Origin of the sequence: uncultured Microbacterium sp. (genome assembly GCF_900078385.1) — a bacterium.
Taxonomy (GTDB): Bacteria; Actinomycetota; Actinomycetes; order Actinomycetales; family Microbacteriaceae; genus Microbacterium.
The window spans coordinates 37,014-50,601 of sequence record NZ_FLQR01000012.1 but is presented as its reverse complement, the minus strand read 5'-3'; the positions used below and the strand labels follow the sequence as shown (position 1 = coordinate 50,601).

At 72.2% G+C, this 13,588-nt stretch carries 12 protein-coding genes and 1 tRNA gene; 4 read left to right on the top strand and 9 right to left on the bottom strand.

Features of this window, described 5'->3' with window-relative positions; all coding sequences use genetic code 11:
* Positions 1 to 43: 43 nt before the first annotated feature.
* Both QZL85_RS14380 and QZL85_RS14375 read right to left on the bottom strand, forming a co-directional pair.
* On the bottom strand, positions 44 to 1,132 hold the full coding sequence (locus QZL85_RS14380) for a HAMP domain-containing sensor histidine kinase (protein WP_295578003.1): 1,089 nt from the start codon (positions 1,130 to 1,132) through the stop codon (positions 44 to 46).
* Positions 1,129 to 1,800 carry a response regulator transcription factor gene (locus QZL85_RS14375; RefSeq protein WP_295578000.1) on the bottom strand — a complete coding sequence of 224 codons (672 nt, stop codon included), beginning with the start codon at positions 1,798 to 1,800 and terminating at the stop codon, positions 1,129 to 1,131. Before QZL85_RS14375 ends, QZL85_RS14380 begins: the two co-directional genes overlap by 4 nt.
* A gap of 86 nt (positions 1,801 to 1,886) precedes the next feature.
* Between QZL85_RS14375 and QZL85_RS14370 the strand changes: the two genes are divergently transcribed.
* Positions 1,887 to 2,462, top strand: a complete 576-nt coding sequence (locus tag QZL85_RS14370; RefSeq protein WP_295577998.1) for a M15 family metallopeptidase — start codon at positions 1,887 to 1,889, stop codon at positions 2,460 to 2,462.
* A gap of 10 nt (positions 2,463 to 2,472) precedes the next feature.
* Here QZL85_RS14370 and QZL85_RS14365 read toward each other — a convergent pair whose 3' ends face one another.
* Positions 2,473 to 3,411 carry a hypothetical protein gene (locus QZL85_RS14365; protein WP_295577996.1) on the bottom strand — a complete coding sequence of 313 codons (939 nt, stop codon included), beginning with the start codon at positions 3,409 to 3,411 and terminating at the stop codon, positions 2,473 to 2,475.
* A 116-nt stretch (positions 3,412 to 3,527) separates the two neighbouring features.
* On the opposite strand from QZL85_RS14365, the gene QZL85_RS14360 reads away from it, so the two are divergent.
* Complete coding sequence (locus QZL85_RS14360) at positions 3,528 to 5,255, top strand: sodium:proton antiporter (RefSeq protein WP_295577994.1); 1,728 nt, start codon at positions 3,528 to 3,530, stop codon at positions 5,253 to 5,255.
* A gap of 109 nt (positions 5,256 to 5,364) precedes the next feature.
* On the opposite strand, the gene QZL85_RS14355 is transcribed toward QZL85_RS14360, so the two are convergent.
* Genes QZL85_RS14355 through QZL85_RS14340 form a run of 4 tightly spaced genes read right to left on the bottom strand, consistent with a single transcriptional unit; the run spans position 5,365 to position 7,677 of the window.
* Positions 5,365 to 6,411: a beta-propeller fold lactonase family protein gene (locus QZL85_RS14355; protein ID WP_295577993.1), complete on the bottom strand. Its 1,047-nt coding sequence runs from the start codon at positions 6,409 to 6,411 to the stop codon at positions 5,365 to 5,367.
* A 59-nt stretch (positions 6,412 to 6,470) separates the two neighbouring features.
* On the bottom strand, positions 6,471 to 6,842 hold the full coding sequence (locus QZL85_RS14350) for a hypothetical protein (RefSeq protein ID WP_366208654.1): 372 nt from the start codon (positions 6,840 to 6,842) through the stop codon (positions 6,471 to 6,473).
* A complete protein-coding gene (locus tag QZL85_RS14345) occupies positions 6,839 to 7,141 on the bottom strand; it encodes a hypothetical protein (RefSeq protein WP_295577989.1) in 303 nt (100 codons plus the stop codon). Before QZL85_RS14345 ends, QZL85_RS14350 begins: the two co-directional genes overlap by 4 nt.
* The gene (locus QZL85_RS14340) at positions 7,138 to 7,677 is read right to left on the bottom strand and encodes a PadR family transcriptional regulator (protein ID WP_295577986.1); all 540 of its coding nucleotides are present in this window, start codon (positions 7,675 to 7,677) and stop codon (positions 7,138 to 7,140) included. The genes QZL85_RS14345 and QZL85_RS14340 overlap by 4 nt, the downstream gene beginning before the upstream one ends.
* A gap of 174 nt (positions 7,678 to 7,851) precedes the next feature.
* Here QZL85_RS14340 and QZL85_RS14335 point away from each other — a divergent pair, with 174 nt between their 5' ends.
* Positions 7,852 to 9,342 (top strand): HNH endonuclease signature motif containing protein, encoded by a 1,491-nt coding sequence (locus QZL85_RS14335; RefSeq protein ID WP_295577984.1) that lies wholly within the window; start codon positions 7,852 to 7,854, stop codon positions 9,340 to 9,342.
* A 253-nt stretch (positions 9,343 to 9,595) separates the two neighbouring features.
* Positions 9,596 to 9,687: transfer RNA gene (locus QZL85_RS14330), tRNA-Ser, on the top strand.
* Between the two features lie 393 nt (positions 9,688 to 10,080).
* Here QZL85_RS14330 and QZL85_RS14325 read toward each other — a convergent pair.
* Positions 10,081 to 12,351 (bottom strand): DUF3488 and transglutaminase-like domain-containing protein, encoded by a 2,271-nt coding sequence (locus QZL85_RS14325; protein ID WP_295577982.1) that lies wholly within the window; start codon positions 12,349 to 12,351, stop codon positions 10,081 to 10,083.
* The gene (locus QZL85_RS14320) at positions 12,338 to 13,582 is read right to left on the bottom strand and encodes a DUF58 domain-containing protein (protein WP_295577981.1); all 1,245 of its coding nucleotides are present in this window, start codon (positions 13,580 to 13,582) and stop codon (positions 12,338 to 12,340) included. The genes QZL85_RS14325 and QZL85_RS14320 overlap by 14 nt, the downstream gene beginning before the upstream one ends.
* Positions 13,583 to 13,588 lie beyond the last annotated feature (6 nt).

Sequence of the window (13,588 nt, the reverse complement as noted above, 5' to 3'; positions counted from 1 at the left end):
GGCATTGTCCTCGGGGAGCCGGCGACCGCGCGACGCCGGCCGTCTAGGAGGCGCCGTCGCCCGGCAGCGTGACCCGCACGCGAAGGCCTCCTTCGGCGGGAGCGAGGATCTCGAGTTCCCCGCCGCTCGCGCGGACGACCGACGCGACGATCGCGAGCCCCAGGCCGACGCCGTCGTCGCCCGGCCGCCGTGCGCGCCCGCCGCCGCGCACGAACGGCTCGGTGAGCGTCTGCGCGACGGCAGGATCGATGACCGGCCCCGAGTTGGAGACCGTCAGCACCGCCGCGCCGCCGCCGGTGTCCGTCGACACCGTCATCCGCCCACCGTTCGGCAGGTTGTGGACGATCGCGTTCTGCACGAGGTTCGCCACGGCGCGCGTCAGCAGGGCGCGGTTCGCGCGGGCGGGGGCCGGATGCAGTGCCGTCTCGATGCGGATCCCGCTCGCGCGGTCTCGGGCGTCCTCGATGACCTCCGCCGCCACCGCGGCGAGGTCCACCGCCGCCGTCGGCGCGTCGCCCCGCCCTGCCCGTGCCAGCAGGAGCAGCGCCTCCGTGCTCGCGATCGCGCGCTCGTTCGTGACGGCGATGCGCTCCAGCAGCGCATCGGCGTCGCGTCCCTCGGGGTCTACCTGAGCGACCTCGACCATCGTGCGGATGATCGCGTGCGGCGTCCGCAGCTCGTGCGACGCGTTCGCGGCGAACCGGCGCTCCTCGTCGATCGTGCGCTGCACGCGGTCGAGCATCGCGTCGAAGGCATCGGCGAGATCGGTCAGCTCGTCTCCGCGACCCGAGAGGGCGACCCGCTCATCCAGCGCGCCCTGACCCGTCCGCCGTGCCACGGTCGTGATGCGGGCGAGCGGTGCCAGCATCCGTCCCGCGAGGAACCAGCCGCCCACGAGCCCGATGGCGACGAGGGCGATGAGCGCCCAGGTCGCGTACCGGACGAACACGTCCATGAGGTCGCGGCGGTTCGGCGCCCAGCCGCCCTCCAGCAGCACGAGGTTGCCGTCCGGGACGAACCTCAGCAGCAGGATCCCCACGGCGAAGAGCGCGAGGCCCGCGATGAGCAGGAACCCCGCGTAGCTGAGGGTCAGCTTGACCCGCACGGACAGTCCGCGTGCGCGCGCGGTCACGGCGCGGCATCCGTCGCGATGCGGTACCCGACCCCGGGCACGGTCTCGATGACCCAGGGCTCGCCGAGGCGCTTCCGCAGGGAGGAGATCGTGATGCGCACCGCGTTCGTGAACGGGTCCGCGTTCTCGTCCCATGCCCGCTCGAGCAGGTCCTCCGCGCTGACGACGCCGCCGCGCGCCGTCATGAGCACCTCGAGAACCGCGAACTGCTTCCGGGTCAGCGAGACGTAGCGTCCGTCGCGGAACACCTCGCGTCGGAACGGGTCGAGTCGGATGCCGGCGGCCTCGACGATCGGCGGGTTCACCGCCGCCGGGCGGCGGCCGAGGGCGCGCAGGCGCAGCACGAGCTCGCGCAGCGCGAAGGGCTTCGTGAGGTAGTCGTCGGCACCGGACTCGAATCCCGACGCCTTGTCGTCCAGCCGGTCGGCGGCGGTCAGCATGAGGATGCGCGGGCTCTCCGGCGTCGCGGACAGGCGCCGGGCGATCTCGTCGCCGCTCGGTCCCGGGATGTCGCGATCCAGGATGACGACGTCGTACGTGTTGACCGCCAGCTGCTCGAGCGCCGTGTCGCCGTCGCCGGCGAGATCGGCGGCGATCGCCTCGAGCCGCAGCCCGTCGCGGATGGCCTCGGCGAGGAACAGCTCGTCCTCGACGATCAGCACACGCATGCGCCCATGCTAGGTCGGCCGGTGTATCGGGAGCGTATGGGATTGCGCCGACGCTCCCGCAACACGCGCCCGCGTGGGATGGGAGCATGCTCCGCCACGCCCGACGCGCCCGCCCGCGCCCCGTCCCGTTCGTCGTCCTCCTCGTCCTCGCGGCGCTCGCGATCAGCGCGGCGATCCTCGTCACCGTCCTGTGGGCGCCGATGCAGAGCCTCGCCTTCGCGCCGGGCGAGCGTGACGGCGCCGTCGACGAGCGGCATCCGATCTCCCTCAGCGCGACGCACCTGCCCGCGATCTCGCGGCTGGATGACGACCTGTTCGATGCGCTCCGGCGCGCCGAGGCGGATGCTGCTGCCGACGGCATCCGCTTCGATATCACCAGCGGATGGCGCAGTCGCGAGTATCAGCAGTGGCTGCTCGACGAGCGGATCGAGGAATGGGGGAGTGAGGAGCTGGCGCGGGAGTATGTCGCGACACCCGAGGGCTCCCACCATGTGACGGGGGATGCCGTCGACATCGCGCCGCTCGACGCGCAGATCTGGCTGATCGACCACGGCGCCCGGTACGGCCTGTGTCAGACCTACGCGAACGAGCGCTGGCACTTCGAGCTCGCGACCGAGCCGGGCGGCACGTGCCCCGAGATGCTGCCGGACGCGGCGGGATGAGTGACGTTCGTCAGCTCGCCACCGGATGCGGAGAGTCCGACCGCCGCGCGATCAGCATCCGGATGCCGAGCCCGACCGCCGCCGTGATCACCGTCGCCAGGATGGGGCGGAGCGCGAGCTCCGGGATCAGCAGTGCCATGCCGAAGACGTTGACGCCGTAGTCGAGCATGTCGCCCGGACTGTTCGCGTAGACACGGGTGCCGAGGGCGCTGCTGACGCCGGTGAGGAGAGCGGGCGCCACCCACACCACGATGACCGTCGCGACGGCCGCGATGACCCGGCCCACCGAGTCCACGCCCGCCCACGCGATCGCGGCGCCCGCCAGGACAGGCGCGATCCAGGGCGTCAGGACGAGCGCCGCCGGCGGTTCGACGGACACGGAGCCGAACGGCACGATGAGCGCCGAGGTCCACGGCCCCAACGCGATCGCGCCGATGACGAGCCCAATGAGGGCGCCCCCGCGCGGAGCCCGGACGACAAGCAGCAGCGCGCACACGCCCACGAGCACGATGAACACAGCACCGGCGGTGAGTCCGACGACGTAGACGGTCGCCTCCTCGCCCACCTGCAGGCCGGCGTGCACGGTGGCCGCGGTCTGCGCGACCGCGACCAGCTGCACGACGACGACCCCGACGAGGAGCAGCGCGGTGGCGCCCTTCGCGGTGGCCGCGCGAAGCGCACGTCCGACGACTCCGGCGGCCAGCGCTCCGACGATCAGCAGTGCGGCGATCAGGCTGACCGCGTACTGGCTGAACGGCAGCAGGACGAAGGGGGCATCGCCCGGCGCGCCCTCCCAGAGGTTCTGCAGCGGCAGCCCGGCACCGGTCGCGAGCCAGGGGAGCATCCCGAACAGGGCGGCGGCGGCGCCCATCGGCAGGAAGAGCCAGCGGGCGACGTCGCGCCGGGGAGCGGTCCTGGTCGGGTCCTCGGTGGTGGTCTCGCTCGCCATCGCGTCTCCTCTGCTGTCCGGGGGAAGTCAGCGGGGCCAGCCTAGGAGGGAGTCGGGACAGCCGTCGAGGCCGCGAGCCCGGGGCCGCGCGGCAACGGGCCGATAGTCTGGCCACAATGGAAATCGGTGTGTACGCGGTCGTGGCGGTCGCCATCATCGTCGGCGTGGCCGCCTTTTCGAAGAAGCTCGGTGTCGCCGCGCCCATCATCCTCGTCGTCGCCGGTGTCGCCCTGTCCTACCTCCCGGGGGTACCCGAGATCGAGGTGCCGCACGAGATCATCCTCGACGGACTCCTCCCGCCGATCCTGTATGCGGCGGCGATCAGCGTGCCGATCATCGATTTCCGGCGGAACCTTGCACCGATCGCGAGCCTGTCCGTCGTGCTCGTCATCGTCACGGCCTTCGCGACGGGTGGGCTCCTGTACCTGCTGCTGCCGGATCTGAACTTCGCCGCCGCCGTCGCGCTGGGTGCCATCATCAGCCCACCGGATGCCGTCGCGGCGACCTCGATCGGGCGCCGCCTCGGCCTGCCGCCCCGACTGCTCACCGTGCTCGAGGGCGAGGGCCTCGTCAACGATGCGACGGCTCTCGTGCTGCTCCGGTCAGCCGTCGCCGCCGCCGCCGGCGGGCTCGCCTCGCCGTGGGCGGGCGTCGCGGACTTCTGCTACGCCGTCGCGATCGCGATCGTCGTCGGATTGATCACGGGCTGGGTGACCGTGTGGGTGCGCTCGAAGCTGTCCGACCCCGTGCTCGACACGGCGCTGTCGATCGCCGTGCCCTTCATCGCCTTCGTCCCGGCCGAGCAGCTGCACGCCTCCGGGATCCTCGCCGTCGTCGTCGCGGGCCTCTACACCGGTCATGCGGCACCGGCGAAGTTCTCGCCGCAGTCGCGGATCAGCGACCGCATCAACTGGCGGACGATCCAGTTCCTCCTGGAGAACGGCGTCTTCCTGCTCATCGGACTCGAGATCCGCACCCTCATCGGCGACGTCGACCCGACCGTGCTCGGCGTGTGGGACTCGATCGGCATCGGACTGCTCGCGACCCTCGCCCTGGTCGCCATCCGGTATCTGTGGATCGGTCCGCTCGTCTACGCGCTCGGCCGCCGCGCACGGCGTGCCGAGAAGCAGACCTACCGATCGCTGCTCGCGCTCTACTACTTCCGGAGCCATCCGATGAAGTCACGGCGCCAAGCGCTCGCGCGCAACCGCCTGGAGCGCGACTACACCCGCCGCCGAGCCGACCTCGAGACGCAGCGGCAGGAGCACATCGACTGGCGCGGGGGAGTCGTGCTGGGCTGGTCGGGCATGCGGGGTGTGGTGACCCTCGCGGCGGCGCAGTCCCTCCCGGAGGAGACGCCGTACCGTCCGCAGCTCATCCTCATCGCGTTCACCGTCGCCGTCGTCAGCATCCTGCTGCAGGGCGGGACGCTCCCGTGGGTGATCAAGCTCCTGGGCGTGCAGGGGATCGACGCCACGGAAGACCGCAAGGACTTCGCGCAGCTGCTCGAGACGCTCAGCGTGGCAGGCCTCGACGCCCTCGACGAGGAGGTCGCCGCCCGCGGCGACTCCCTCGACCCCGAGGTCGTCGAGCGGGCCCGCCAGTCCTCGTTCCTCAACACGGAAGCCGCGTGGGAGCGTGCCGGCCGGGGCGGAACAGCCAGTGAGACGCCGCACCGCGTCTTCCGCGAGCTGCGGCTCGCCATCGTGGGAGCGGAGCGGGAGAAGATGCTCGAGCTGCGCGCCGCCGGCGTCTACCCCTCGCGGATCCTCGCCGAGGCGCAGGTGATGCTCGACCAGGAGGAGACGCGCCTGCAGCGCCGACCCGGTGGCGCGGGGCACTGAGCGCGCGATCTTCGACGCCATGTGGCGGCGCGACGTGTCGACCGCGAATCAGTACAGTTCGGCCGGCGTGGGGCTCGTCGATTTCCTGAGCCGAGGGCTCACCGCGAGGTCACTCGACGAAGCGGACCCAGTTCGCGCCCGTACCGGTCTCGGCCTGCTGCCGGAGCTCGAGCCGATCGGCATCCACGTCGTACAGGGAGACGGTGGTCGACTTCTCGCCGGCCGCCACGAGGTAGGCGCCGTCGCGGCTGAGCGCGAAGCCGCGCGGCTGCGTCTCGGTGACGGTGAAGCGGTCGGCGGGGGTGAGTGAGCCGTCGGCTGCCACCGCGACGGAGCCGAGCGTGTTCTCGGTGCGCTCGGACGCCCAGAGTCGCCGGCCGCCGTCACCGAAGTGGATGTCGGCGCCCCAGATGTAATGGTGTGCGAGCGGGTCCTCGTCGATGACGCTGTGCGCGAGGCCCTTCGTCGTGTCGTGGGCGGTGACCTTGTCCTGCGGGGTCAATGTGCCGTCGTCGGTGCTGCGGGCGAAGTGGAGAACCTCGGCGGAGAACTCCGTGAGGACGTAGACGGCATCCTGCGCGTCGTTGAGCACGAGGTGACGCGGACCGCTGCCGGCGGGGCATGCGACCGTCGCGGGGTCGAGCGGGGTGAGCGCGAGGTCGCTGCCGGTCGTGCCGTCGATCGCATACTGCGCGACGAGGTCGGCGCCGAGGGAGACGAAGTACGCGAAGCGTCCGTCGGCGCTGGGGAGGACGGAGTGCAGGCGCGGGTACGAGATCGTGCTCGTCGGCTCGCCGACCGTGCCGTCCACGACGGGGGCGAGGATGCCGTAGCCGCCGCCGTACGACGCCCCGAGCAGGGCGGTGCCGCCGCGGGTGAGCGCGAGGTAGTTCATCCCCCCGGCGGGAAGATCTCGCCTGCTGCGCGGCGTGAGGCGACCCGACTCTCGGTCGAGGGCGAGGGTCAGGATGCCGGGGACGTCGCCCTTGACCGCGGCGTAGACGAGGTCGCGCTCGGCGTCGACGACGAAGGTCGAGGTGCCGGGCAGGCCGTCGGTGACGGCGAGGCGCGCGAGCCGGCCGTGGGTCAGGCGGAACGTGCTGATCGAGCCGTCGCCGGCGTTGGCCACGAGGACCAGGGGGGATGCGGTGGTCACGGGACGAGCCTAGTTCCGGTGGGCGGGGTTCCGGTCGCGGTGCTGGGTGCGAGGCCGGCTCAGGAGAGCGCCACGACCGCGGTGAGCACGGCGAGGACGACGCAGGCCGGAGCCATCGTCCAGCGTTCGGCGGGACTTCGGGATGCGAGGTTCATGAGGATGCCGAGGGCGAAGTAGCCGAACAGCACCCAGGTGGCGACCACGACGACGGGTGACGTGCAGCCGGGGAGGACGCCGGCGCGAGCGAGCAGGATCGCGGCGAAGACGGCGTAGAGCAGCACCGACACGGCGCTGCCGATGCGCAGACGGCGGGGGAGGACGCGATGTCGGCCACCCCATACGAAGCGGCCCCACGGCGCGCCGGCCGCGACGCAGACCTGGAGGACGGCAAGGCCCGTGAGGATCGCGACCGCCACAGCCGCGGCGATCACCGCCACAGGAACACCGCCACGAGGAAGAGGGCATACAGGACGCCGGCCGCGACCGCGATGGCGCCCGCCGCGCGGACCCACGAGCCGCGCACCGCGGCGATCGCGAAGGCGATGGTGAGGAGCACCCAGACCGCCGTGTGGCCGCCGTCGACGATGATCGCGCGAAGCCCCGTCGCCTCGGGGACGTCGACGCCGTCGCCGATGGTGACGAAGATCACCGCGACGACGAGCGAGGCGGCGGCCGCGAGCGAGTAGAGCACCCGCACGCGGCTCTGCGGATGCTGCTGCGGTGTGCTCATGACGCCTGCCCCCGCAGTTCCTCTGTCCAGGCGAGCATGAGCGCGTGGGCGCGGAGCCCGTAGTCGAGCGTCGCGCGCTGGTACTCGAAGGCGAGGCGGCTGTCGTCGGGGACGGCGGCGGCCGCGGCATCCACTTGGGTCGCGAGACCGGTGAGGTCGTCCATGGCGCTCGCTGCCCGCTCGCGGACGCGATCGAGCACGAACCGCCGATCACCCGGATCGTCGAGGCGCCCGAGCAGGTACACCTTGGCGAGGAGTGTGGTCTCGGCGTCCGCGCCCGGCGCGATCGGCTCCCGCATCCACGCGCGCCAGCGTTCGCGACCGGCCGGCGTGACCGTGTAGAGCTTCTTCGGGCGTCCCGCGCCCGCGGCGTCGGCGACCGTGACGTCGCCCTGCTCGACGAGTTGCCGGAGCGCCCGCTGGAGAGCCCCGAAACTCGCGCTGTAGAAAAGCGAGATGCCCGCCCCGAACCGCTTGCGCAGGTCGTACAGCGACAGGGGACCGGTGAGGAGCAGGCCCAGGATGACGTATGGCATGCGGTGCGTCCTGCTCTCGCGATCGACAGATGTATCTCTCTGAGGGATATATTTATCCCTCGGGGTGATATTCGTCAAGACGCCGCTTCCTCCACATCGGTCAACTCATCGGTGTCGTCCACAGAGGCGTGAACCATTCGAACAAATGTCCGATGGTCGCGTCAGAATGACGGTATGAGATTTCTCGCGGAGCTGGCGTCGAGGGCGGAGACCGTCGCCGGTCATGGCGCGCTCGACGTCGAGTCGGCCGCCCTGCCGGCGGCGCTGCGAGAGATGCCGGATGATGCTGTCATCGCGCTCCTCGAGGAGGCGTCTGCGCTCATCGGATGTGCGGAGCGGCTCCGGGTCGCGGTCGCGGGGGTGATCGCAGAGCGGTCGGCCGCCCCGCACGGCGGACTCGCCGGCACGCTCGGGCACCGGTCGCCGGTGACCCTGGTCCAGGAGATCACGGGCGGCTCGAGGGGAGAGGCGAGTCGGACAGTGCGCGTCGGGGCGGCTCTGCTGGAAGGCCCGCCGGCCGACCCGGATGCGGGGCCCGAAGCGGGGCCCGGTGATGGGGCGGTGGCGCCGCCGTTCGTGTGGCATAGGGGCCTGCGCGATGCGATGCTCTGCGGGACGGTGACGGCGGCACAGCACGACGCCATCCGGCGCGGTCTCGGTGACCCGCGGGACTGCGCCGGCGCGGCGGAGGTCTGGGCGATCGCGGCACAGCAGCTGACGGAGGAAGCGCCCGGCATGCCGGTGGAGGAGCTCGCTAAGCGCGCCCGCGCGGTCCGCGATGTGCTCGATCCGGTGGGTGCCGAAGAGAGGTTCGCGCCGCGGTTCGCAGGCCGCGGCTTCCGCACGTGGACGGATGCGGACGGCGTCCACCACGCCCGCATCGACTTCGACGACGAGGCCTATGCGTGGGTGCAGTCGATCACGGATGCTGCGCTGCGTCCGCGCCGCGGCGGTCCGCGCTTCATGACCGACGCCGAGCGGACGCAGGCGGACGATCTCGTGAACGATCCGCGCACCAACGAGCAGCTGACGTACGACTTGATGATGGACATCCTGCGGGCCGGTGCCCTCGCGTCCACCGAGGATGTGTTCGGGGCGCGACAGCCGGGAGTCCGACTTGTCGTGGTGAAGGATGCCGTCGGCCCCCGCGACCCGTTCGGTCGCCTCCTCGCCGTCGGACACGTCGAGGATGGCGGCGATGCGGTTCCCGGGTCGGTGCTCGATCGGGCGCTGTGCGACACCGGATCCGTCGTCGTGACCGTCGACGGATGCGGCAACCCTCTCGATGTGGGGCGCGAGCAGCGACTCTTCTCCGGGAAGCAGCGGATGGCGCTCGCCGTCCGCGACGGCGGGTGCCTCTGGCCCGGATGCGATCGGCCGCCGTCGTATTGCGAGGCGCATCATGCGGACCACTGGGCCGAGGACCACGGTCGGACCGACATCGACCGCGGCGTGCTGCTCTGCCGTTTCCACCACCTGCTGCTTCACAACCAGGGGTGGAAGATCAGCCGCGAGGGCGCCGGCCCGTTCGTCCTCCATCCTCCGCGCGGAAGGGCAGGGGACCGGCAGGGAAGGGCGGCGGAGGACACCGTCCTCCGGTCGAAGTCGCCCGTGCGGTGGGCGTGGGATCCACCGCCCGACCGCGGCGGCTGGCGCGCGGCTTGACGCGGGCCAGGGGCGGCCACGACGGCATGAGGGGCCCAGGCCGTCTCGGCGCCGGGCGTCAGGCGTGACCGGCCGAGCGCCGGTCCCATCTGCGCCCGCCGCCCGGCGTCGGGCGCCCGTCACGGTGCCCCGGCCACCGTCATCCTCAGCGCCCAGCACCTGTCACCGAGCGCCGGCCGCCGTCGTTGCCCGTGGCCAGCACCCGGCGTCCGGCGAGAAGGGAGCCGGTGTCGCTCTGGTAGGATCGTCCGTTGGAAGTGTGTCCGAGCGGCCTAAGGAGCATGGCTGGAATCCATGTAGGCGGGGTAACTCGCCTCGCAGGTTCAAATCCTGTCACTTCCGCCACGAGATGAGCGTCGTCCCCGAGGGGCGGCGCTCATCTGCGTTTCCGGGAACGGCCACCGATACCGCTCCTCGGGCGCGCGGCTCAGCGCCCCGTCGCCCGGTCGGCTGGCTGAGGCCATCGTTCACCCGCGCCGAATTGCGGGTCGTGGCGCCGCGCACCCGCCATGTGACGCGGGCGAGCGCCGATTGCGCGGTGCACCACGGCGGGCGACTCCTGGGTGCTTCGTTCACCCGCGCCGAATTGCGGGTCGTGGCGCCGCGCACCCGCAATGTGACGCGGGCGAACTTTGGGCGCTTCGTTCACCCGCGCCGACCGGCGGGTGGTGGCGCCTCGCACCCGCCATCTGGCGCGGGCGAAACCCGCGCCGGCGCGCGGCCCGAGCCCGCGCCCGGCTACGCCACCGGGGCGACGCGGTCCGCGAACGCCGAGCCCGGCCGGATGATCAGCGACCGCGGCAGCATGAGCGCCCGCGCCTTCGCGCGCGATGCCGCCGGCGCGGCATCCAGCATCGCCACGCGGATCTTCTCGGCGTCCTCCGCCGCACGCTCGGCCACCTCGACGGCGCCGGCGCGCGCGTAGCTCGCATGCTCGACGGCGTTGACGAGCCGTCGCATTTCGCCGGGGGGAGCGCCGTGCGACTCCATCAGCCGCATCCCGAACGCGCGCGGCGACTCGGATGCCGGCACGGCGGCACCGAGGTCGATCGCGACGTCCTGCACGATCCGCCACGCCGCCGTGATGTCGCCCGCGCGCGCGCGGCGCGACAGCATCCGCAGCCGGAGGGCCCGCAGCGCCGTCGGCGTCACCGACAGCACCAGGACCACCGCGATGGTCGCGAGGTACGGCCGCAGGTCGACGAGCTGCACGCTCCCGGCGCCCGACGAGGCACCGTCGTTGAATTCGGGGTTCAGCGGCGTGGCCGCGGGAGACGCCGTGGGCGTCGTCGTCGGCCGCGGACCCGCGACATCCTCACCGTCGTCGTCGACGCCCGCGATCGCGGCAGGCAGGAACCGCGGCACGTCGCCGAGGCTCTTGGTCGGCTCGAACGCGATCCAGCCGATCCCCTCGAAGTACACCTCCGGCCAGGCGTGCAGCTGGCTCGTCTTCACCTCGGCGATGCGCTGGTCCTCCTCGCGCTCGTTCGTGAGGCTGCCCGGAAGGAAGCCCACGACGATCCGCGAGGGCATCTCGAGCGTGCGGGCCATGAGCGCGAACGCGGCCGCGAAGTGGATGCAGTAGCCCTCCCGCACCTGGAGGAACTGCGCGATCGCATCGGCGCCGGTCCCGTCGAACCCGTCCTGGACGGGGGACAGCAGCGAGTAGCTGAAGTCGCGCCCACGGAACCAGGACTGCAGCGCGGACAGCCGATCGAAGTCGTTGGTCGCCTCGGCCGTCACCTCGCGCGCCGTCGCCTCGATGATCTCCGGGATGCCGTCGGGTGCGGCGTCCAGCACGATGTTGCTGCCCACCAGTCGCGCCTCGGCGCCGCGGATCTGCTCGAGCGTCGGTCGCGGCACGTGCGTGACGATCTCGTACCGCTGCCCGAGCGTGTTGCTCTGCGGTGTCTGGACGGTGCGGCTGTACGGCACAGCGCGCCAGATGCCCTCGAGGCCGTCGACGGCGACGGCCGGGAAGGCCACCGGGAGGTACGCCGACGACAGCTGGTCGATCGTCACGTTCGTGCGGTACTCGGTGACCCGGATGTCCTCATCGGCCCGCACGTCGTCGAACGTGGACTCGCCGAGCGGCACCGACCGCAGGCGATCGGGACGCCACACCGCGCCGTCGAAGCTCGACAGCGTTGTCGCACGCAGGTACGGCAGCGCGGGCGCGTTGGTCCGCACCCGGAGCGCCGTCACGTCGCCGCGCTGGCGCAGGTCGTCGCCCAGCTCGAGCGTCGGGTCGATGGTGGCCGCGAACCCGTTGCCGCCGGCACGCACGACCGGCGGCGGCAGGGCGGGGGCCGCGATGATGGCACCGATGATCGCGACCGCGCCGATCGTCGCCGCCACAGCGGTGACCCCGGCGCCGTCGGACCGACCGCGCGGCGCGACGGTCTCGCGCGTGCGCGTCTCGGCGCGGATGAGGTAGAGCACCGCGGTGGCCAGCACCGCGAACGCGAGGACGTTGACCCCGCTGGGCACGGCGATCGCCGGGATGAGCCATACCGCGACGAGCGCGATGGTCGCGAGCAGCGGCATCCGCGCCGTCAGCACGACGTGGTCGAGCGCGATCGTGAGGATCCCCATCGCCGCGACGATGATGAAGCTCACCGACCGGGTCGGCTCGAGCGGGGCGACCCCGAGGAGGATCTCGTTGGAGGCCGTCTGGATCAGCACCGGGATCTGCCCGAACGACTCCGGCGTCGGGATCACCGCGAACAGCGCCGTGTCGGTGAAGAACATCACCGTCACCGCTCCCGCCCACACCGCCGTCTCCAGCAGCGTCACCGCGACGGCCGGCACGCGCAGGCGGCGCGTCACGAAGCCGAGCGCCAGCAGCGCCGCGGTCAGCGAGGCGACCGCGAAGGTCCACGCGCCGGCGGCGACGACGCTCAGCAGCGGCGCCAGGGCGGAGACGAGCGCGATGTAGAGCGCGAGGGTGAGCCGTCGCTCGCCGCGTGGGCGGGCGACGGCCTCGGGCAGGCGCTCAAACGCCGACACGGCGCGACCCCCGGTCCAGCGCCGCGAGCCACGCGACGGCCAGGTCGGCGTCGGGCGGGATCGCGGCGGCATGCCAGCCGGCCTCCACCGACCGGGCGAGCGCGTCCTCGTGCGGCGCCACCGTCAACAGGATCGGCAGCGTGCTGCGGTGCGTGAGCGGGGCGAGGAGGACCGTGTCGGCGTCGTCGATCCGGCCTGTCACGAGGACGAGGGGCCCGGTCTGCGCGCCGGTGAACTGCCGCACGAGCTCTTCGAGGGCGACGTCGCGCCGCGCCGTGATGGTCGCGAACGCGACGGTCAGCTCGTCGACGCCCGTCGAGTCGCCGGCGTCGACGGGGGGGACCAGATCGGTCCCGTCGGCATCCATCACCGTGACGATGTAGCCCTCTCGGGCCAGGCGTGCGACGACCGAGACGCACGCCGTGACACCCATCTCGAAGCCGGGGTCGCTGCCGGGAGACCGGAAGGCCTCCGGCGTCCAGCGGTGCACGCTGCGGTCGAACACGACGACGGCGGACGGCGTCGATTCCTGCTCCTCCTGCCGCACCATGAGCGCGTCGCGGTGCGCCGTCGCACGCCAGTGGATGCGACGCATCGAGTCGCCCGGCGTGTAGTGGCGCGGGATGAGGTTGTCGGTGCCCTGCCCGAGCTGATCGGTCGTGGAGTGCATGCTGCCGCCGGCCTCACCGGGCAGGTCGGTGAGCGGCCCCAGCTCGATGACGGCCGGCGCGATCGTGAGCGCCACCGTGCCGCCGATCGTGTGCCGTCGGCGTGCGAAGCCGAACGGGTCGGTCGAGGTCACCGACAGCGGCCCGAGGGCCCGGACCCCGCGGCGCTCCGTCGTGATGGTGTACTCCAGATCGATGGCGTGCATCCCCGAGCCCATCGCCGAGGCCATCGCGGGGAAGGCGCCGGCGGCGGTGCCCGTGACGCCGTCCGGCAGCTTGTCGACCCATCTGCCCTGCGCCGCCGGCAGCGGCGAGCGGATCTCGACCCGCGCGCGCACGAGGTTCTCCCGGCCGGCCGTCCCGATGTCGGGCACGAACGTGCGCGTGACGCGCTCGGTGCGCCGCACGAGGTAGAGGGTCGCGACGCTCGCGGCGACGACCGCGAGCAGCAGCGCGCTGACGTACAGCAGCTCGGTGATGGTGAACTCGTACGCGAGGATGAAGCACAGGATGCCGAGCAGCACCGCCCCCGTTCCCCGGAGCGTCAGCGGCCACACCCTCATGATCGT

Bases quoted from the DNA above. Each gene is read 5' to 3' on its own strand.
- QZL85_RS14375 (WP_295578000.1), bottom strand. From the start codon at position 1,800: ATGCGTGTGCTGATCGTCGAGGACGAGCTGTTCCTCGCCGAGGCCATC.
- QZL85_RS14360 (WP_295577994.1), top strand. From the start codon at position 3,528: ATGGAAATCGGTGTGTACGCGGTCGTGGCGGTCGCCATCATCGTCGGC.
- QZL85_RS14365 (WP_295577996.1), bottom strand. From the start codon at position 3,411: ATGGCGAGCGAGACCACCACCGAGGACCCGACCAGGACCGCTCCCCGG.
- QZL85_RS14345 (WP_295577989.1), bottom strand. From the start codon at position 7,141: ATGAGCACACCGCAGCAGCATCCGCAGAGCCGCGTGCGGGTGCTCTAC.
- QZL85_RS14340 (WP_295577986.1), bottom strand. From the start codon at position 7,677: ATGCCATACGTCATCCTGGGCCTGCTCCTCACCGGTCCCCTGTCGCTG.
- QZL85_RS14335 (WP_295577984.1), top strand. From the start codon at position 7,852: ATGAGATTTCTCGCGGAGCTGGCGTCGAGGGCGGAGACCGTCGCCGGT.
- QZL85_RS14320 (WP_295577981.1), bottom strand. From the start codon at position 13,582: ATGAGGGTGTGGCCGCTGACGCTCCGGGGAACGGGGGCGGTGCTGCTC.
- QZL85_RS14370 (WP_295577998.1), top strand. From the start codon at position 1,887: ATGCTCCGCCACGCCCGACGCGCCCGCCCGCGCCCCGTCCCGTTCGTC.